13 protein-coding genes and 1 riboswitch are annotated in these 14,652 nt (G+C 65.7%); of the genes, 12 read left to right on the top strand and 1 reads right to left on the bottom strand.

All coding sequences use genetic code 11. The features are described 5' to 3' along the window. Positions 1-91: 91 nt before the first annotated feature. Positions 92-1,021 (top strand): ornithine carbamoyltransferase, encoded by a 930-nt coding sequence (argF, locus tag ACZ45O_RS12320; protein ID WP_464857741.1) that lies wholly within the window; start codon positions 92-94, stop codon positions 1,019-1,021. 65 nt (positions 1,022-1,086) lie between these two features. On the opposite strand, the gene ACZ45O_RS12315 is transcribed toward argF, so the two are convergent. After that, positions 1,087-1,611: a DoxX family membrane protein gene (locus ACZ45O_RS12315; protein ID WP_464853340.1), complete on the bottom strand. Its 525-nt coding sequence runs from the start codon at positions 1,609-1,611 to the stop codon at positions 1,087-1,089. A 187-nt stretch (positions 1,612-1,798) separates the two neighbouring features. Between ACZ45O_RS12315 and ACZ45O_RS12310 the strand changes: the two genes are divergently transcribed. The 11 genes from ACZ45O_RS12310 (at position 1,799) to ACZ45O_RS12260 (ending at position 14,638) form a co-directional block, all read left to right on the top strand. Next, the gene (locus ACZ45O_RS12310) at positions 1,799-2,185 is read left to right on the top strand and encodes a DUF362 domain-containing protein (RefSeq protein WP_464857739.1); all 387 of its coding nucleotides are present in this window, start codon (positions 1,799-1,801) and stop codon (positions 2,183-2,185) included. Between the two features lie 227 nt (positions 2,186-2,412). Then, complete coding sequence (locus ACZ45O_RS12305) at positions 2,413-4,080, top strand: long-chain-fatty-acid--CoA ligase (protein ID WP_464853339.1); 1,668 nt, start codon at positions 2,413-2,415, stop codon at positions 4,078-4,080. Further along, the gene (locus ACZ45O_RS12300; protein ID WP_464853337.1) at positions 4,080-4,718 is read left to right on the top strand and encodes a TetR/AcrR family transcriptional regulator; all 639 of its coding nucleotides are present in this window, start codon (positions 4,080-4,082) and stop codon (positions 4,716-4,718) included. Before ACZ45O_RS12305 ends, ACZ45O_RS12300 begins: the two co-directional genes overlap by 1 nt. Then, positions 4,684-5,439 (top strand): electron transfer flavoprotein subunit beta/FixA family protein, encoded by a 756-nt coding sequence (locus ACZ45O_RS12295; RefSeq protein ID WP_464853336.1) that lies wholly within the window; start codon positions 4,684-4,686, stop codon positions 5,437-5,439. Before ACZ45O_RS12300 ends, ACZ45O_RS12295 begins: the two co-directional genes overlap by 35 nt. A gap of 17 nt (positions 5,440-5,456) precedes the next feature. Continuing rightward, the gene (locus tag ACZ45O_RS12290; RefSeq protein WP_464853335.1) at positions 5,457-6,425 is read left to right on the top strand and encodes an electron transfer flavoprotein subunit alpha/FixB family protein; all 969 of its coding nucleotides are present in this window, start codon (positions 5,457-5,459) and stop codon (positions 6,423-6,425) included. 64 nt (positions 6,426-6,489) lie between these two features. Then, complete coding sequence (locus ACZ45O_RS12285) at positions 6,490-8,874, top strand: 3-hydroxyacyl-CoA dehydrogenase/enoyl-CoA hydratase family protein (protein WP_464853334.1); 2,385 nt, start codon at positions 6,490-6,492, stop codon at positions 8,872-8,874. 15 nt (positions 8,875-8,889) lie between these two features. Then, entirely contained in the window at positions 8,890-10,068 is a 1,179-nt protein-coding gene (locus tag ACZ45O_RS12280; RefSeq protein WP_464853333.1) for an acetyl-CoA C-acyltransferase, read from the top strand. 56 nt (positions 10,069-10,124) lie between these two features. Then, positions 10,125-11,894 carry an acyl-CoA dehydrogenase family protein gene (locus ACZ45O_RS12275; protein ID WP_464853331.1) on the top strand — a complete coding sequence of 590 codons (1,770 nt, stop codon included), beginning with the start codon at positions 10,125-10,127 and terminating at the stop codon, positions 11,892-11,894. Positions 11,895-12,126: 232 nt separating this feature from the next. Continuing rightward, a riboswitch (cyclic di-GMP riboswitch) is annotated at positions 12,127-12,217 on the top strand. 258 nt (positions 12,218-12,475) lie between these two features. Further along, entirely contained in the window at positions 12,476-13,402 is a 927-nt protein-coding gene (gene fliM, locus ACZ45O_RS12270) for a flagellar motor switch protein FliM (RefSeq protein ID WP_464853329.1), read from the top strand. Between the two features lie 22 nt (positions 13,403-13,424). Then, on the top strand, positions 13,425-13,946 hold the full coding sequence (locus ACZ45O_RS12265; protein WP_464853327.1) for a chemotaxis protein CheX: 522 nt from the start codon (positions 13,425-13,427) through the stop codon (positions 13,944-13,946). Continuing rightward, a complete protein-coding gene (locus ACZ45O_RS12260; protein WP_464853326.1) occupies positions 13,943-14,638 on the top strand; it encodes a flagellar hook-basal body protein in 696 nt (231 codons plus the stop codon). Before ACZ45O_RS12265 ends, ACZ45O_RS12260 begins: the two co-directional genes overlap by 4 nt. Positions 14,639-14,652: the final 14 nt, after the last annotated feature.

Raw genomic sequence — 14,652 nt, 5'->3', positions numbered from 1 at the left:
GGTGCGCCGTGTATTTTTATGCTTGCAATCTGCATAGATATGCGCTACACTCTTTTCCAATCGAGGAAGGGGGCGCGTGTACGTGAGGGTGATGACCCTGAAAGGGAGGGACTTTATCTCGCTCCATGACTGGAGCCGGGACGAACTTGCAGAGGTGCTGGAACTGGCCCAGTGGCAGAAGGCCCGCCTGAAAGCAGGCATCCGGGACGAGCCGCTGAAGGGGAAACAGTTGGGCATGTACTTTGCCAAGCCCTCGACCCGCACGCGGCTCTCCTTTGAGGTGGGCATCCGGCAGCTGGGGGGCCAGGGGCTCTTCCTCTCGGCTCAGGACCTGCAGGTGCGGCGCGGGGAGTCGATCGCGGATACGGCCAGGGTGATGAGCCGCTACCTCGACGGCATCATGATCCGCACCTTCTCCCACCAGGAGGTGGTGGAGCTGGCCGAGTGGGCGACCATCCCGGTGATCAACGGCCTGACCGACGAGGAGCACCCCTGCCAGGTGGTGGCCGACCTGCTGACGATTCTGGAGCGGTTCGGCCGCCTGGAGGGGCTGAAGCTGGCCTACGTGGGCGACGGCAACAACATGGCCCACAGCCTGATGGACGGCGGCGCCAAGTTCGGCATGCACGTGGTCGTTGCCAGCCCCGAAGGCTACAAGCCCGGTCCGGCCCGGGTCCTCCGGGCGCAGATGACGGCGGCCCAGCACGGCGGCAAGGTCGAGGTGGTCACCGACCCGGTCGTGGCGGTGTCGGGGGCGCACGTCGTTTACACCGACGTGTGGGCGAGCATGGGCCAGGAGGACGAGGCCGAGAAGCGGAAGGCGGCCTTCGCCGGCTACCAGGTGACGGCGGAGCTGATGCGCCACGCGGCGCCGGAGGCGATCTTCATGCACTGCCTCCCTGCCCACCGGGGCGAGGAGGTCGCGGCAGAGGTGATCGACGGCCCGCAGTCCGCGGTGTTCGACGAGGCCGAGAACCGCCTGCACGCCCAGAAGGCGATCATGACCCTCACGATGGCTTAGGCCGGCTACAACAGAAAGCAAGCAGCCAGCACGGTGGCCGTGCTGGCTGCTCGACGTATATGGCACTAGACTGTTGCCTTGGCCGTGGCGGCCTCCCCGCCGGTGATCCGGGAGAGGAGGTTGCGGAACATCGGACGGAACCAGTAGTCCACACCGATATAGCCGGCGTAGGCGCCGCCCAGGGCAACCAGGACGAATTCGAGGATGAGCAGGTTGGGGTTGCTGCTGATGGTGCCGCTGAGGATGAAGGCGAAGTTCATCACCATGCCCATCACGGCGGCGAAGATGGTGGCGAAGCCGACGATCAGCGCCAGGCCCACCAGGAACTCGCCCCAGGGGACCAGGAAGTTGAACAGGCCCACGTTGGGAAGCGCAAAGTTCTCCAGGAAGGCCGCCCACCAGCCCTGAACGACGGGCTTGGCGCCCTCGCTGGCAGGTACAGCCTTGGCGATGGCCCCCTTCAGGAAGCCGGAGGCGTCGAAGCCGTTCACGATCTTGCCCCAGCCGGCGGTCAGCCACTGGTAACCGACGTACAGACGGATCACGAGCCAAATCCAGGAGCCCTTGGCGCCCTTGAAGTACTCGGTCATAATTTTCTTCTCCTCCCTATGAATAACACACAAGGCATGATAGAAATCTGACGGTGTGTTGCAAGTCGTCCTCAGGTTTCTTTCGAACTTCTTACAGCCACACTGTAGCATCGGGGCGCGGGTCTCCGCCATCCTTCGATTTGATTATTGTGCGGGTAGTACTTTGGTGCTATCTCTGGGTGACGAAATGTCCCCTGAGCGTCAGACCGGTACCGTTCCGAGGGCCGCGGCTCGACCGCAGCACCGGGTTGACCCGGGTCCGGACCCTACTGCCATCGCGGTGATTTTCGCTCATGGCTGCCAGTTCGGGGGTATGTTACCCTCATTGCAGGAGATGCAGCTGGGGGTGACCACCATCGCCGGATTACTGTCATTCATTAAATTGCTCGCACCCAAGCGTTCCCAGCTCCCCGCCGAACCCGAAGAGGAGAGGCGCCCGTGCGGCCAGTGCCTGGTGTGCGTGGCGGCCTGCCCGTCCGGCGCGCTCACGTACGAGGGCAACGTCTGGCGGCTCGACCTCTCCATCTGTCTAGGATGCCGTTATTGTCTTTCCGCTTGCCCCAGGATTAATTAATTGAAAACTATCTCGGCATAAATTGTGTCAGCCGGCCTTGCAGAAGGGCCGGCTTATTTTGTGTCCCGAACAAATAACTGAATGTGAGAAAAATAACTAGTCTTTGCATAGAACGAAAGGAGGAGTTATGGGAGGACATTCAGAATACAATGGCCCACAGGATGAATGGCCATTCATTCAGTCCTCCGTGGGGGAACCGGAACAGCACGTGAGGGGGAGGGGAGGAAGTGTCGAACGGATACGCCGCAAAGCCCTGGCTGAAGGCCTATCCGCCCGAGGTCCCGCCTGAGCTTGTGTACGAAGATATGGCCCTTTACGACCTGCTGGCGCGGACCGCTGCAAGGCACGGCGACGCGACGGCGACGGTGTTCTACGGGGCGCGGCTGACCTACCGCCAGCTGCATGAGCAGGCCCGCCGCCTCGCCGCAGGGCTGATCCGGCTCGGCGTGCAGAAGGGCGACCGCGTGGCCATCATGCTGCCCAACTGCCCGCAGGCGGTGATCGCCTATTACGGCGCGCTGATGGCCGGCGCCATCGTGGTGCAGGTCAACCCGCTCTACATGCCCCGCGAGCTCAGGCACCAGGTGACCGACAGCGGCGCCAGGATCATGATTGCCATCGACCTGGCGTACCCGAAAGTGAACCAGCTGAACCTGGAGCACGTGGTGTATACGGGGATGCAGGACTACATGCCGGCGCCGCTCCGGTGGATCGCCCCGCTGAAGCTGAAGCCGCCCCGCATCGACTACCGGAAGGGTGCGCTGCCGTGGGCGCGCCTCCTGGATGCCGAGCCGCTCGCGGAGCCGGTGCCGGTCGACCCGCGGGAAGACCTGGCCCTGCTTCAGTACACCGGCGCCACTACCGGCCTGGCCAAGGGCTGCATGCTCACGCACCGCAACCTGGTCGCCAACGTGATCCAGACCGAGGCCTGGCTCTACCGGGCCAGGCGCGGTCCCGAGCTGGTCACCCTGGCCTCGCTGCCCTTCTTTCACGTCTACGGCATGACCACCTTGATGAACTTCACGATTCACATGGGCGGAACGATGGTCCTGCAGCCCAAGTTCGAGCCCCGCGAGGCGCTGAAGCTCATCCAGAAGTACCGTCCCTCCATCTTCCCCGGCGCTCCCACGATGTACGTTGCCCTCAACAACGTGCCCGACGTGGCGAAGTACCGGCTGGATTCCATTGAGGCCTGCATCTCGGGCGCCGCGCCGCTGCCGGTGGAGGTGCAGTCCGAGTTCGAGCGGCTGACCGGCGGCCGGCTGGTGGAGGGCTACGGGCTCACGGAGGCGTCGCCGGTAACCCACGCCAACCCCATCTGGGGCCGGCGGAAGGAGGGGTCGATCGGCCTGCCGTGGCCGGATACGGAGTGCCGCATCGTGGACCCCGAAACCGGCGAGGACGTGCCGGTCGGCGAGGTGGGTGAGCTCCTGGTGCGGGGCCCGCAGGTCATGAAGGGGTACTGGAACCTGCCGGAGGCCACGGCCGAGGCCCTGCGGAACGGCTGGCTGCACACCGGGGACATGGCCCGCATGGACGAGGAGGGCTACTTCTATATCGCCGACCGCAAGAAGGACATGATCATCGCCGGCGGCTTCAACATCTACCCCCGCGAGGTGGAGGAGGTGCTCTACCTGCACCGGGGCGTGAAGGAGGCGGCGGTGGTCGGCGTGCCCGACGCCTATCGCGGAGAGACGGTGAAGGCCTTCATCGTACCGCGGGAGGGCGTGACCCTCGACCCGGAGGAGATCCAGCAGTTCTGCCGTCAACACCTGGCAGCGTACAAGATTCCGCGGCTCATCGAGTTCCGGGAAGAGTTGCCCAAGACCCTGGTCGGCAAGGTGCTGAGGCGCGCGCTTCTCGAGGAGGAAGAGAGCCGGAAGGGGGTTGTGTAGTGTCTACGCGGAGCGGCGAGAAATACGCCGCCATCCTGGATGCCGCTCAGCACGTCATCGCCCGGCAGGGCTACCACAACGCACAGATCTCGCGCATCGCAGCCGAGGCCGGCGTCGCGGCCGGAACCGTCTACCTCTACTTCGAGAACAAGCCCGACCTGCTCATCTGCCTGTTCCGGGAGCGGCTGAATCTGCTGGTGAGCGAGATCAAGGAAGCGATCGGCGATGCGACCGATCCCCGGGAGAAGCTGCGGCGGGCCATCGCCCAGCACCTGCGCTCCCTGGGCACCCGGCCCGAACTGGCCGCCGTGACACAGATCGAGATGCGCCAGGCCGACACACAGGTGCAGCAGCAGATCAGCGCCCTGATGAAGGGCTGGTTCGGGGTCATCGACCAGATCATCGCCGAGGGGCAGGCGTCCGGGCTCTTCACCCGTGAGGTTCCGGCCAAGCAGATCCGCAACCTGATCTTCGGCACCCTGGATCAGACCGTGACCGCATGGGTGATGTCGGGTTACAAATTCGACATACAGGCCCTGGCAGAGCCCACCTATCGGCTCATCGCCCATGGCGTCATGCAACACCGCGAAGGAGGCGTGGGGAATGGAGATTCTGGTTCTCCTGAAGCAGACCTTTGACACAGAGGCAAAGGTGACCGTGAAGGACGGCCGGGTGGTCGACGACGACGTGACGCTGGTGATCAACCCTTACGACGAGTACGCGGTGGAGGAGGCCCTGAAGATCCGCGAGGCCGCGGGCGGCACGGTCACGGTGGTCTCGGTGGGCCCTTCCCGGGTGGATGAGGCCCTGCGCCGCGCCCTGGCCATGGGGGCGGACGAGGCGGTGGCCATCGACCCGCCGGCGGAGGCGGACGAGTACGTGGTGGCCAGCCTGCTGGCCGCCTGGGCGAAGGACCGCAAGTTCGACCTGATTCTGGCCGGCAACGTCTCGGTGGACACCGGCGCCGGCCAGACGGCCCTGCGGGTGGCCGAGGCCCTGGGCCTGCCCCATGTGGCCGCCGCCCTGAAGGTGGAGATCGCGGGCGACACGGCTACGGTCCACCGCGACGCCGAGGGCGACACCGAGGTGGTGACGGTGCCGCTTCCGTGCCTGATCACCGCCCAGCAGGGCCTGAACGAGCCGCGGTACCCGTCTGTGCCCGGGATCATGAAGGCGAAGCGCAAGCCGATCACCCGGCTCTCCCCGGCGGACCTGGGAGTCGACGCCGCGCCGAAGACGGCCGTCACCTCGATCTACCAGGCCGAGCAGAACCGGCTCAACAAGATGCTCGCCGGCACGCCTGAGGAGCAGGCCCGGGAGCTGGTGCAGCTGCTCCGCAGCGAAGCGAAGGTTGTATAGGGGAGGGCGGAAGAGAAATGGCGCGCAATATCCTCGTCCTGGCTGAGGTTCGCAACGGGGCGATTCGCCCGGTCTCGTTCGAGTGCATCGCCGCCGGCAAGGAGATCGCCGAGGGCGGCAGCATCACTGCGGTGCTGCTGGGGCCGCAGGGGGTGGACGCGTCCGACCTGATCGCGCGGGGCGCGGACCGGGTAGTCGTGGTCAAGGGCGACCACCTGAAGGACTACACCCCTGACGGCTGGCTGTCGGCCCTGCAGCAGGTCTACCAGCAGGAGAAGCCCGATGTGGTCCTGATGGGGCACACCGGGATCGGCCGCGACCTGGCCCCCCGGTTCGCCATGCGCAACGCGGCCGGCATGATCAGCGACGCCATCGCCGTGAAGGTGGAGGGCGGCCAGGTGGTCTTCACCCGGCCCATCTACGCAGGCAAGGCCTATGCCACCCAGGTGGTGACCGAGGGGCTGATCGTGGCCACCATCCGTCCCAACAACGTCGCGGCCCTGGAGGCCGACGCCGCCCGCAGCGGCGAGGTGGCGGAGACCGAGGCCGCCCCGGCGGATCTGCGCACCGTCATCAAGGAGATCGTGCGGCAGGCCACCACGGGCGTTGACCTGACCGCCGCCAAGGTGGTCGTCGCCGGCGGGCGCGGCGTGCGGTCGGCCGACGGGTTCAAGCCGCTGTACGAGCTGGCCGAGGTGCTGGGGGGCGCCGTGGGGGCCAGCCGGGCCGCGGCGGACGCCGGCTACTGCGACTACGCCCTGCAGATCGGCCAGACGGGCAAGACCGTCACGCCCGACCTGTATATCGCCTGCGGCATCTCCGGGGCGATTCAGCACCTGGCCGGCATGAGCGCCTCGAAGGTGATCGTGGCCATTAACAAGGACCCCGAGGCGCCGATCTTCAAGGTCGCTGACTACGGCATCGTTGGGGACCTGTTCGAGGTCGTGCCGCTGCTGACGAAGGAGTTCAAGGCGCTGCTGGGGTAGTTCGTTCGACCTGGTTGCCCTGGCGAGTCCACAACTGAACGGAACTGTGAGGAGGGAGAGACTCGTGCCCAACGCGATCCGAAAGGCGGCGGTGCTGGGAGCTGGCGTCATGGGCGCCCAGATTGCGGCGCACCTGGCCAATGTGGGCATTCCGACCCTGCTGCTGGACATCGTCCCTCGGGAGCTTGCACCTGAGGAGGCTGCGAAGGGGCTGACGCTGGAGTCACCGGCGGTGCGCAACCGTCTGGCCACCCGCGCGCTGCAGACGCTGCAGAAGCTGAAGCCCTCGCCGCTCTACTCCAAGGACGTGCTGCGGCTGATCACCCCCGGCAACCTGGAGGACCACCTGCCCAAGGTCGCGGAGTGCGACTGGGTGGTCGAGGCCGTCATCGAAAACCTTGAAATCAAGAAGGACCTCTGGCAGCGGGTCGCCGCCTACCACCGCCCGGGGATGATCGTCTCCTCGAACACCTCCGGCATCTCGATTCAGGCCATGGTGGAGGGAACGCCGGAGACCTTCCGCCGTCACTTCCTGGGCACCCACTTCTTCAACCCGCCCCGCTACATGAAGCTGCTGGAGCTGATTCCCACGCCGGACACCGATCCCGACGTGGTGGCCTTCATGGCAGACTTCGCCGAGCGGGTGCTGGGCAAGGGCGTCGTGATGGCGAAGGACACCCCGAACTTCATCGGCAACCGCATTGGGGTCTACGGCATGATGGTCACGCTCGAGGAGATGACGCGGCTCGGCCTGACCCCCGACGAGGTGGACGCCCTGACGGGCAAGGCCATCGGCCGGCCCAAGTCGGCCACCTTCCGCACCCTCGACGTGGTCGGCATCGACACCTTCTGCCACGTGGCCGACAACTGCCGGGCCACCATCCCCGACCCGGAAGAGGCCAGGATCTTCACGATTCCCGAGCCGATCCGCGACATGGTGAAGCGGGGCTGGATCGGCCAGAAGGCCAGGCAGGGCTTCTTTAGGAAGGAAGGCGACCAGATTCTGACCCTCGACCTGGAGACGATGGAGTACCGGCCGCGCAAGAAGGCCAGCTTCCCGTCGCTGGAGGCCGCCAAGGCCAATCCCGACCTCCGCAGCCGCGTGCGCGCGCTGGTCTTCGCCAAGGACAAGGCGGGCGAGTTCCTCTGGGCCGTCACCAAGCGGACACTTCTGTACGCGGCGGAGAAGGTGGGCGAGATCGCCGACGACGTGGTCGCCATCGACAACGCGATGAAGTGGGGCTACAACTGGGAGCTCGGCCCCTTCGAGATGTGGGATGCCATCGGCCTGGAGCCGTCCATCGCCCGCATGGAGGCCGAGGGGCACGCGGTTCCCGAGTGGGTGAAGGAGGCGGCCCGGCAGGGCGGCTTCTACAAGCGGGAGTCCGGCCGCAGCTTCTTCATCAGCAGGGGCGAGTACACCCCCGTGCCCGGCAGCGAGCGCATCATCGACATCGGCGCCCTGCGGGAGGCCGGCCGGGTAGTGCGCGAGAAGAAGGGCGCGACCCTGCTGGATATGGGTGACGGCGTGCTGTTCATGGAGACGCACTCGCCCAAGTCAGCCATCGGCAACGACATCATCTACATGTGCCGTGCCGCGGCGGAAGAGCTGGCCAGCGGCAAGTGGAAGGGGCTGGTCATCGGCGCCAGGACCGAGAACTTCTGCGTCGGCGCCAACGTGGCGATCATGCTGCTGGAGGCGCAGGAGGAGGAGTGGGATGAGCTCGAGCTGATGGCCCGTGAGTTCCAGAACGCCTTCATGGGCCTGAAGTTCGCGCCGAAGCCGGTGGTGGTGGCCCCCTACGGCCTGACCCTGGGCGGCGGATACGAGCTGTGCGCCGTCGGAGACCGGGTCGTCGCGGCGGCGGAGTCTTACATCGGCCTCGTCGAGGTGGGTGTGGGCGTGATCCCGGGCGCGGGCGGCAACAAGGAGATGCTGATCCGCGGGCTGGAAGGCCTCCCGAAGGGTGCCCAGGTCGACACCCAGCCGATCCTCAACCGCATCTTCGAGATCATCGCCACGGCCAAGGTGGCCACCTCGGCCCGGGAGGCGCAGGAAATGGGGTACCTGCGGCCCACCGACGTGATCGTGGTCAACAAGGACCACCAGCTCTACGAGGCCAAGCAGGCGGTGCTGGCCATGGAGGCTGCCGGTTACCGGCCGCCGGAGCCGGCGCTGATCCCGGTGGCCGGGCCTGAGGGCCGGGCCGTGCTGGAAATGGGCGCCTACGGCATGTTCCTGGGCGGCTGGGCCACCGAGCACGACCTGCTCATCGCACGCAAGCTGGCCTATGTGCTCACGGGCGGCAACGTCCCGGCAGGCACTCAGGTGACCGAGCAGTACATGCTCGACCTCGAACGGGAGACCTTCCTCAGCCTGCTGGGCGAGAAGAAGACCCAGGCACGCATGGCCCATGTCCTGAAGACCGGCAAGCCGCTGCGGAACTAAGGAGGTGGCGACGAGTTGCGCGAGGCAGTGATTGTAACCGGCGTCCGTCTGGCTCAGGGGAAGGCGCCGAGGGGCTCGCTCCGCCATGTGCGACCGGAGGACATGGCCGCGACAGTTATAAAGGAAGCGATTGCACGCACGCCCGGGCTGGAGCCCGCGGCCGTGGAGGACGTGGTGATGGGCTGCGCGTTCCCCGAGGGGGAACAGGGCCTGAACATCGCCCGCAACGCCGCCATTCGGGCGGGGCTGCCCACCTCGGTCCCCGGCTTCACCATCAACCGGTTCTGCTCCTCGGGCCTGAATGCGATCGCCATCGCGGCCAATGCCATCATGGCCGGGAATATGGATATCGCGATCGCCGGGGGCGTCGAGTCCATGAGCCGGGTGCCCATGGGCGGCCACACGCCCCGGCCGCACCCCGAAATCGTGCAGACCTACCCCCAGCTCTACATGTCGATGGGCCACACGGCAGAGGTCGTCTGCGCGCGGTATGACATCACCCGGGAGGACATGGACGCCTTCGCCCTGGCCTCCCACCAGAAGGCGGCCGCGGCCATCGACGCGGGCAGGTTCAAGGACGAGATTGTGCCGATCACCGTGAAGGAACGGACCTTCGACGGCAAGCGGGCCGTGGAGAGGGAGTTCGTTTTCGACACCGACGAGGGGGTCCGCCGGGACACCTCGATGGAGGCCCTCGCCAAGCTGCGCCCGGCGTTCTCGGCCAATGGCAACGTGACGGCCGGCAACTCCAGCCAGACGACCGACGGCGCCGCCGCCGTGGTGGTGATGTCGGCTGAGAAGGCGCAGGAGATGGGCCTGAAGCCTATGGCGATCTTCCGCTCGTTTGCCGTGGGCGGCGTCGACCCGGAAGTCATGGGCATCGGCCCCGTGGTCGCGGTGCCCAAGGCCCTGCGGCAGGCAGGCATCACCCTGGCGGACGTCGATCTGATCGAACTGAACGAGGCGTTTGCCTCACAGTCCGTGGCCGTCATCCGGCAGCTCGAGATGGATCCGGCCAAGGTGAACGTCAACGGCGGCGCCATCGCACTGGGCCACCCGCTGGGCTGCTCGGGCGCGAGGCTCACCGTCACGATTATGCACGAGGCCCGGCGCCGCAAGGCCAAGTACGGGCTTGTGACGATGTGCGTCGGCGGCGGGATGGGCGCGGCCGGGGTGCTGGAGTTCGTGCACTAGCGTGCCCCCCACCGCTTACCACTCACGGCCCACAGCCAAAGAAGGAGGTACCGCGCATGTCCGAGATGACTTCCAACGTGTTGAAGGGAGGCTCCTTCCTGCTCTCCCCGGCAAGCCCTGACCAGGTCTTCACCCCTGAGGACCTGTCCGAGGAGCAGCGGATGATCGGCAGCACCGCCCGCGACTTTTCCGAGAAGGTGTTCGCGCGGCTGGCTGAAATCGAACAGGATAAGCCGTTCCACTCCCGGCCGCTGCTGCGGGAGCTGGGCGAACTGGGCCTCCTGGGTCTGGAAATTCCCGAGGAATATGGCGGGATGGGGCTCGACAAGGTGACTGCTACCGTGGCGACGGAGGAGTACTCCCGGGCCGGATCCTTCGCCATCACGATCGGGGCCCACACGGGCATCGGCAGCCTGCCCATCGTCTACTTCGGCACCCCCGAGCAGAAGGCCAAGTACCTGCCGAAGCTGGCCTCGGGCGAGTGGGTGGCGGCCTACGCCCTCACGGAGCCGAACTCGGGCTCTGACGCCCTGGGCGCCCGCACCACTGCGAAGCTCTCCGAAGACGGGAAGTACTGGATCCTCAATGGCACGAAGCAGTGGATCACCAACGCGGGCTTCGCCGACGTGTTCGTGGTCTACGCCAAGGTCGACGGCGAGAAGTTCTCGGCCTTCATCGTCGAGCGCAACTTCCCGGGGGTCTCCATCGGCCCGGAGGAGCAGAAGATGGGGCTGCACGCTTCCTCCACCTGCTCGCTCATCCTGGAGGACGCCAAGGTGCCCGTGGAAAACCTGCTCGGCGAGATCGGCAAGGGGCACGTCATCGCCTTCAACATCCTGAACATCGGCCGCTGGAAGCTGGGTGCCGGCACCGTGGGCTCCAGCAAAATGGTCCTGGCCACCTCCATCGAGTACGCCAAGACCCGCAAGCAGTTCGGCAAGCCCATCGCCGAGTTCCGGGCCATCCAGCAGAAGCTGGCCGACATGGCGGTGCGCACCTACGTGACCGAATCCATGGGCTACCGCACCGCCGGCCTCTTCGACGCCAACCTCGCCGGCCTCGACGCCAACGCCGACGGCCGGGAGGCCGCCCGCCGCATCGAGGAGTACGCGATGGAGTGCTCCATCATGAAGGTATTCGGCACCGAGGCCTTCGACTTCGTCGCGGACGAGGGCGTGCAGATTCACGGCGGCTACGGCTATATGGATGAGTACTCGGTCAGCATGGCGTACCGGGACAGCCGCATCAACCGCATCTTCGAGGGCACCAACGAGATCAACCGGCTGCTCATTCCGGGCACCCTGGTCCGCCGGGCCATGAAGGGCCAGCTGCCGATCATGCAGGCCCTGGCGGGGCTGCAGGATGAGCTGATGAACCTCACGCCGTTCGAGGAGTCCGACGAGCCCCTCGCCCAGGAGCTCTTCATGATCGACCGGGCCCGGAAGATCTTCCTGATGCTGGCCGGGCTGGGCGTGCAGAAGTACCAGATGGCGCTGGAGCACGAGCAGGAGCTGCTGATGGGCGTGGCCGACATCGCCATCGAGCTCTACGCCATGGAGTCCGCGGTGCTCCGGGCGCTGAAGGCGGTGAAGCGCGGGCAGCCGGGCCTGAAGGTCGACATGGCCCAGATCTACTGCCAGGAGGCCTTCGAGCGCATCGGCGCCATCGCCCGCACCCTGCTGCCGGCGGTGGAGGAGGAGGGCGACACCCTGCGCACGCAACTCTCCGTGCTCCGCCGGCTGAGCCGGTACACGCCGGTGAACACCGTGGCCCTGAAGCGGAAGATTGCCGAGCGGCTGCTGGAGAAGGGCGACTACGTCTGCTGAGCAGCGTACAGGTGAACTGGCAAACGGGGAGCGGCGGCTGCCGCTCCCCTTGCCATTGGCTGGCTCAAATGTCTGCGTTTGAGATCCGGTGCAAATTGTGCTCAATATATGCAGGTATTTCATGGACCTGTAGCGAACTAGCAAATCGTTCCTAGTTCATAAGTCAACCGTCGATGTAAACCCCATTGAACACCTGTCCTAATTAATTGGTGTACTCGCTGCACTCTTCCCCCAGCGAAAAAGGCACACTCGTCGAAAGGCGGGGTCGCAAAGCCACGGGGCTACAGGAAGCCAGCTCTTCCCATGCCAGCCGGGTTGCCGCTCGGGACGCCGTGGGCGTTCGCCTACGGCGTCTGGAGGGTGCTTTTTGCATGTTCTGATTCTCGGAAACCCGCGGTTTGTGCGGATCCAGAAGGTTTCTCGCGTTAAGGCATAGAAGTTCCCACACGTGGAATACCGATTTCCTACTCTTTCGTGAAGGAATTCTCTCACCCGTCGCGAATTAGTCGGAGAATGATGTGTTACTAGTCGTACCTTTTAACCATAGCTAAAGTCCCTCAGGTCAACGGAGGGTAGTGCGCATGGAGAACCCACTGAGCCAAGCGGAAATTGATGCCCTTGTAATGGCCACGGGCACCAACGTCCGTACGTACGATTTCCGAAGGCCGAGCAAGTTCAACAAGGACTTGATCCGGACCTTGGTACTGGTGCACGAGAACCTGGCCCGGCTGCTGCAGTCGTACCTTTCCGCGGGGCTGCGCTCCTGGGTCCAGATCAACGTGCGTTCCACCAACCAGTACACCTTCTCGGAGTTCACCCAGCTTCTGCCCAACCCCACCATCGCGCTCTCGTTCCGCCTCAACCCCCTTCCCGGCATGTGCCTGCTGGAGATCAGCCACAACATTGCATTCGCCATCGTGGAGCGGGTTTTTGGGGGTCCCGGGAGCGATGCGCAGCCCCAGCGGGAGCTGACCGAGATCGAGCTGGGCATCATCCAGCGGGTGGTGAAGGACACCTTCGGCCCGATGAAGGAAGCCTGGCGGAACGTGGCGGAGATCGACCCGGCCATCGTGGCGGTGGAGACGAACCCCGTCTTCATCCAGGTCGAGAACCCCACCGAGGTGGTGGCTGCGATCACCCTGGCGGTGGAGATCGGCGAACACCTGGGCCACATGACCTTTGCGTTCCCCTATTCCACGGTGGAGCCAGTTCTGTCTCGCCTCTCGCCGCAGTCGTGGCTGGCCGAGACCAAGCACATGAGTCCTTCCGATGAGGAGAGCCTGCGGCGTGCCGTGCAGGGGGCTCCCCTCCCCGTGACGGCCCAGCTTGGCAAGACCCGCATCCGGCTCGGCGAGTTTCTCACTTTGGGGGTTGGTGACGTCATCAAGCTTGATGCCCGCGTGGGCGACGAACTGCCCGTCTTTGTGGGGAACAAGCTCGCCTTCCAGGCGAAGCCCGGCGTGGTGGGTGACCGCATGGCCGTGCAGATCACCCGTCGGGTGACCTGAGAACCGGTGAAGTGGTGGCAACATGAAAGTTGAATTCCTGAACCCCTTTGTTTACGCCGGGCTCAAGGTTCTGGCCTCGGAGGCGGGGCTGAAGAGCGTCGTCTCCGACAAACCCCAGATGCGCAAGGCGATCGCCACGCTGCACGCCGTGAACGTGGTCATCGGCGTGGTGGGTTCGGTTCAGGGCATCGTCATCTACGGGATGGAGCTGGCCATGGCCAAGGGCATCGTCCGGGCCATGACCGGTCAGGACTTCCCCATTACCGACCCCATGGCCGAGTCGGCCCTGGGCGAGCTCGCCAACCTGATCACCGGCTACGCTTCGGGCTCCCTGGAGCAGGCCGGCTGGCCGAGCCGCATCTCGCCCCCGCGCATCGTCAGGGGCACCGGGGTCCGGTTCGCGAACGCGGTGATCAACATGCTGACGGTACCTATCATTACGGAACTCGGGCAGATCACGATCTACCTGGCCCTGCGGGAGGTCAGCCCCGCAACTGCAGGGCCCGCTAGCGGCGATGGTCCCATGGGAGGGATGGCAGGTTGATTCGGGGTATCGAAGCCTCCAGATCGGGTATGGCGGTGGAGCAGCTTCGCACCGACGTGCTGGCCGACAACATCGCCAACATGAACACCAACGGCTTCAAGCGTTCCACCGCGACGTCCACGGAGTTCGGCAGAATGCTGGTTCACCGCATGGACGACCCCACCGACCCCCGGCCGCAGGAGGTCGGGCCGCTGGGCAACGGCACCCGGGTGAATCAGGTGGTGCTCGACGAGCGGCAGGGCGACATTTACGAGACGGGCCGCCCCCTGGACCTGGCGATCGAGGGGCCCGGCTGGTTCCTGGCGGAGCGGCCGGACGGCAGCCTCTACCGCACCCGCAACGGCGCCTTCCGTCAGATGGCCGACGGGACCATTACGACGGTCGAGGGCTACCGGGTGCTGATAGAGGGCCCCGGGGGCCTGGTCCCCCTGGTGCTGCCGGGTGTGGAGCCCGCCTTCGGGCCTGACGGCACGATCCTGGCCGGCGAGCAGCCCGTGGGCCGGCTGGCCATCGACGGCGCGACCGACCAGACCCGGCTGCACAGCCGCCGGCTGGAGGCCTCCAACGTGGATCTGGCCAGGGAGATGTCCGATCTGATCGTGACCCTCAGGGCCTACCAGGTGAACCAGCGGGCCCTGCGGGTGCAGGATGAGACCCTGGCCCGGGCGGTCACCGAGATCGGCAAGGTCTGATGGACGGCGAGGAG

This window comes from Symbiobacterium turbinis (genome assembly GCF_055383075.1).
This window is presented reverse-complemented; position numbering and strand designations above follow the sequence as displayed.

Bases quoted from the DNA above. Each gene is read 5' to 3' on its own strand.
- argF (WP_464857741.1), top strand. From the start codon at position 92: ATGACCCTGAAAGGGAGGGACTTTATCTCGCTCCATGACTGGAGCCGG.
- ACZ45O_RS12315 (WP_464853340.1), bottom strand. From the start codon at position 1,611: ATGACCGAGTACTTCAAGGGCGCCAAGGGCTCCTGGATTTGGCTCGTG.
- ACZ45O_RS12310 (WP_464857739.1), top strand. From the start codon at position 1,799: ATGTCCCCTGAGCGTCAGACCGGTACCGTTCCGAGGGCCGCGGCTCGA.
- ACZ45O_RS12295 (WP_464853336.1), top strand. From the start codon at position 4,684: ATGGAGATTCTGGTTCTCCTGAAGCAGACCTTTGACACAGAGGCAAAG.
- ACZ45O_RS12290 (WP_464853335.1), top strand. From the start codon at position 5,457: ATGGCGCGCAATATCCTCGTCCTGGCTGAGGTTCGCAACGGGGCGATT.
- ACZ45O_RS12275 (WP_464853331.1), top strand. From the start codon at position 10,125: ATGTCCGAGATGACTTCCAACGTGTTGAAGGGAGGCTCCTTCCTGCTC.
- fliM (WP_464853329.1), top strand. From the start codon at position 12,476: ATGGAGAACCCACTGAGCCAAGCGGAAATTGATGCCCTTGTAATGGCC.
- ACZ45O_RS12265 (WP_464853327.1), top strand. From the start codon at position 13,425: ATGAAAGTTGAATTCCTGAACCCCTTTGTTTACGCCGGGCTCAAGGTT.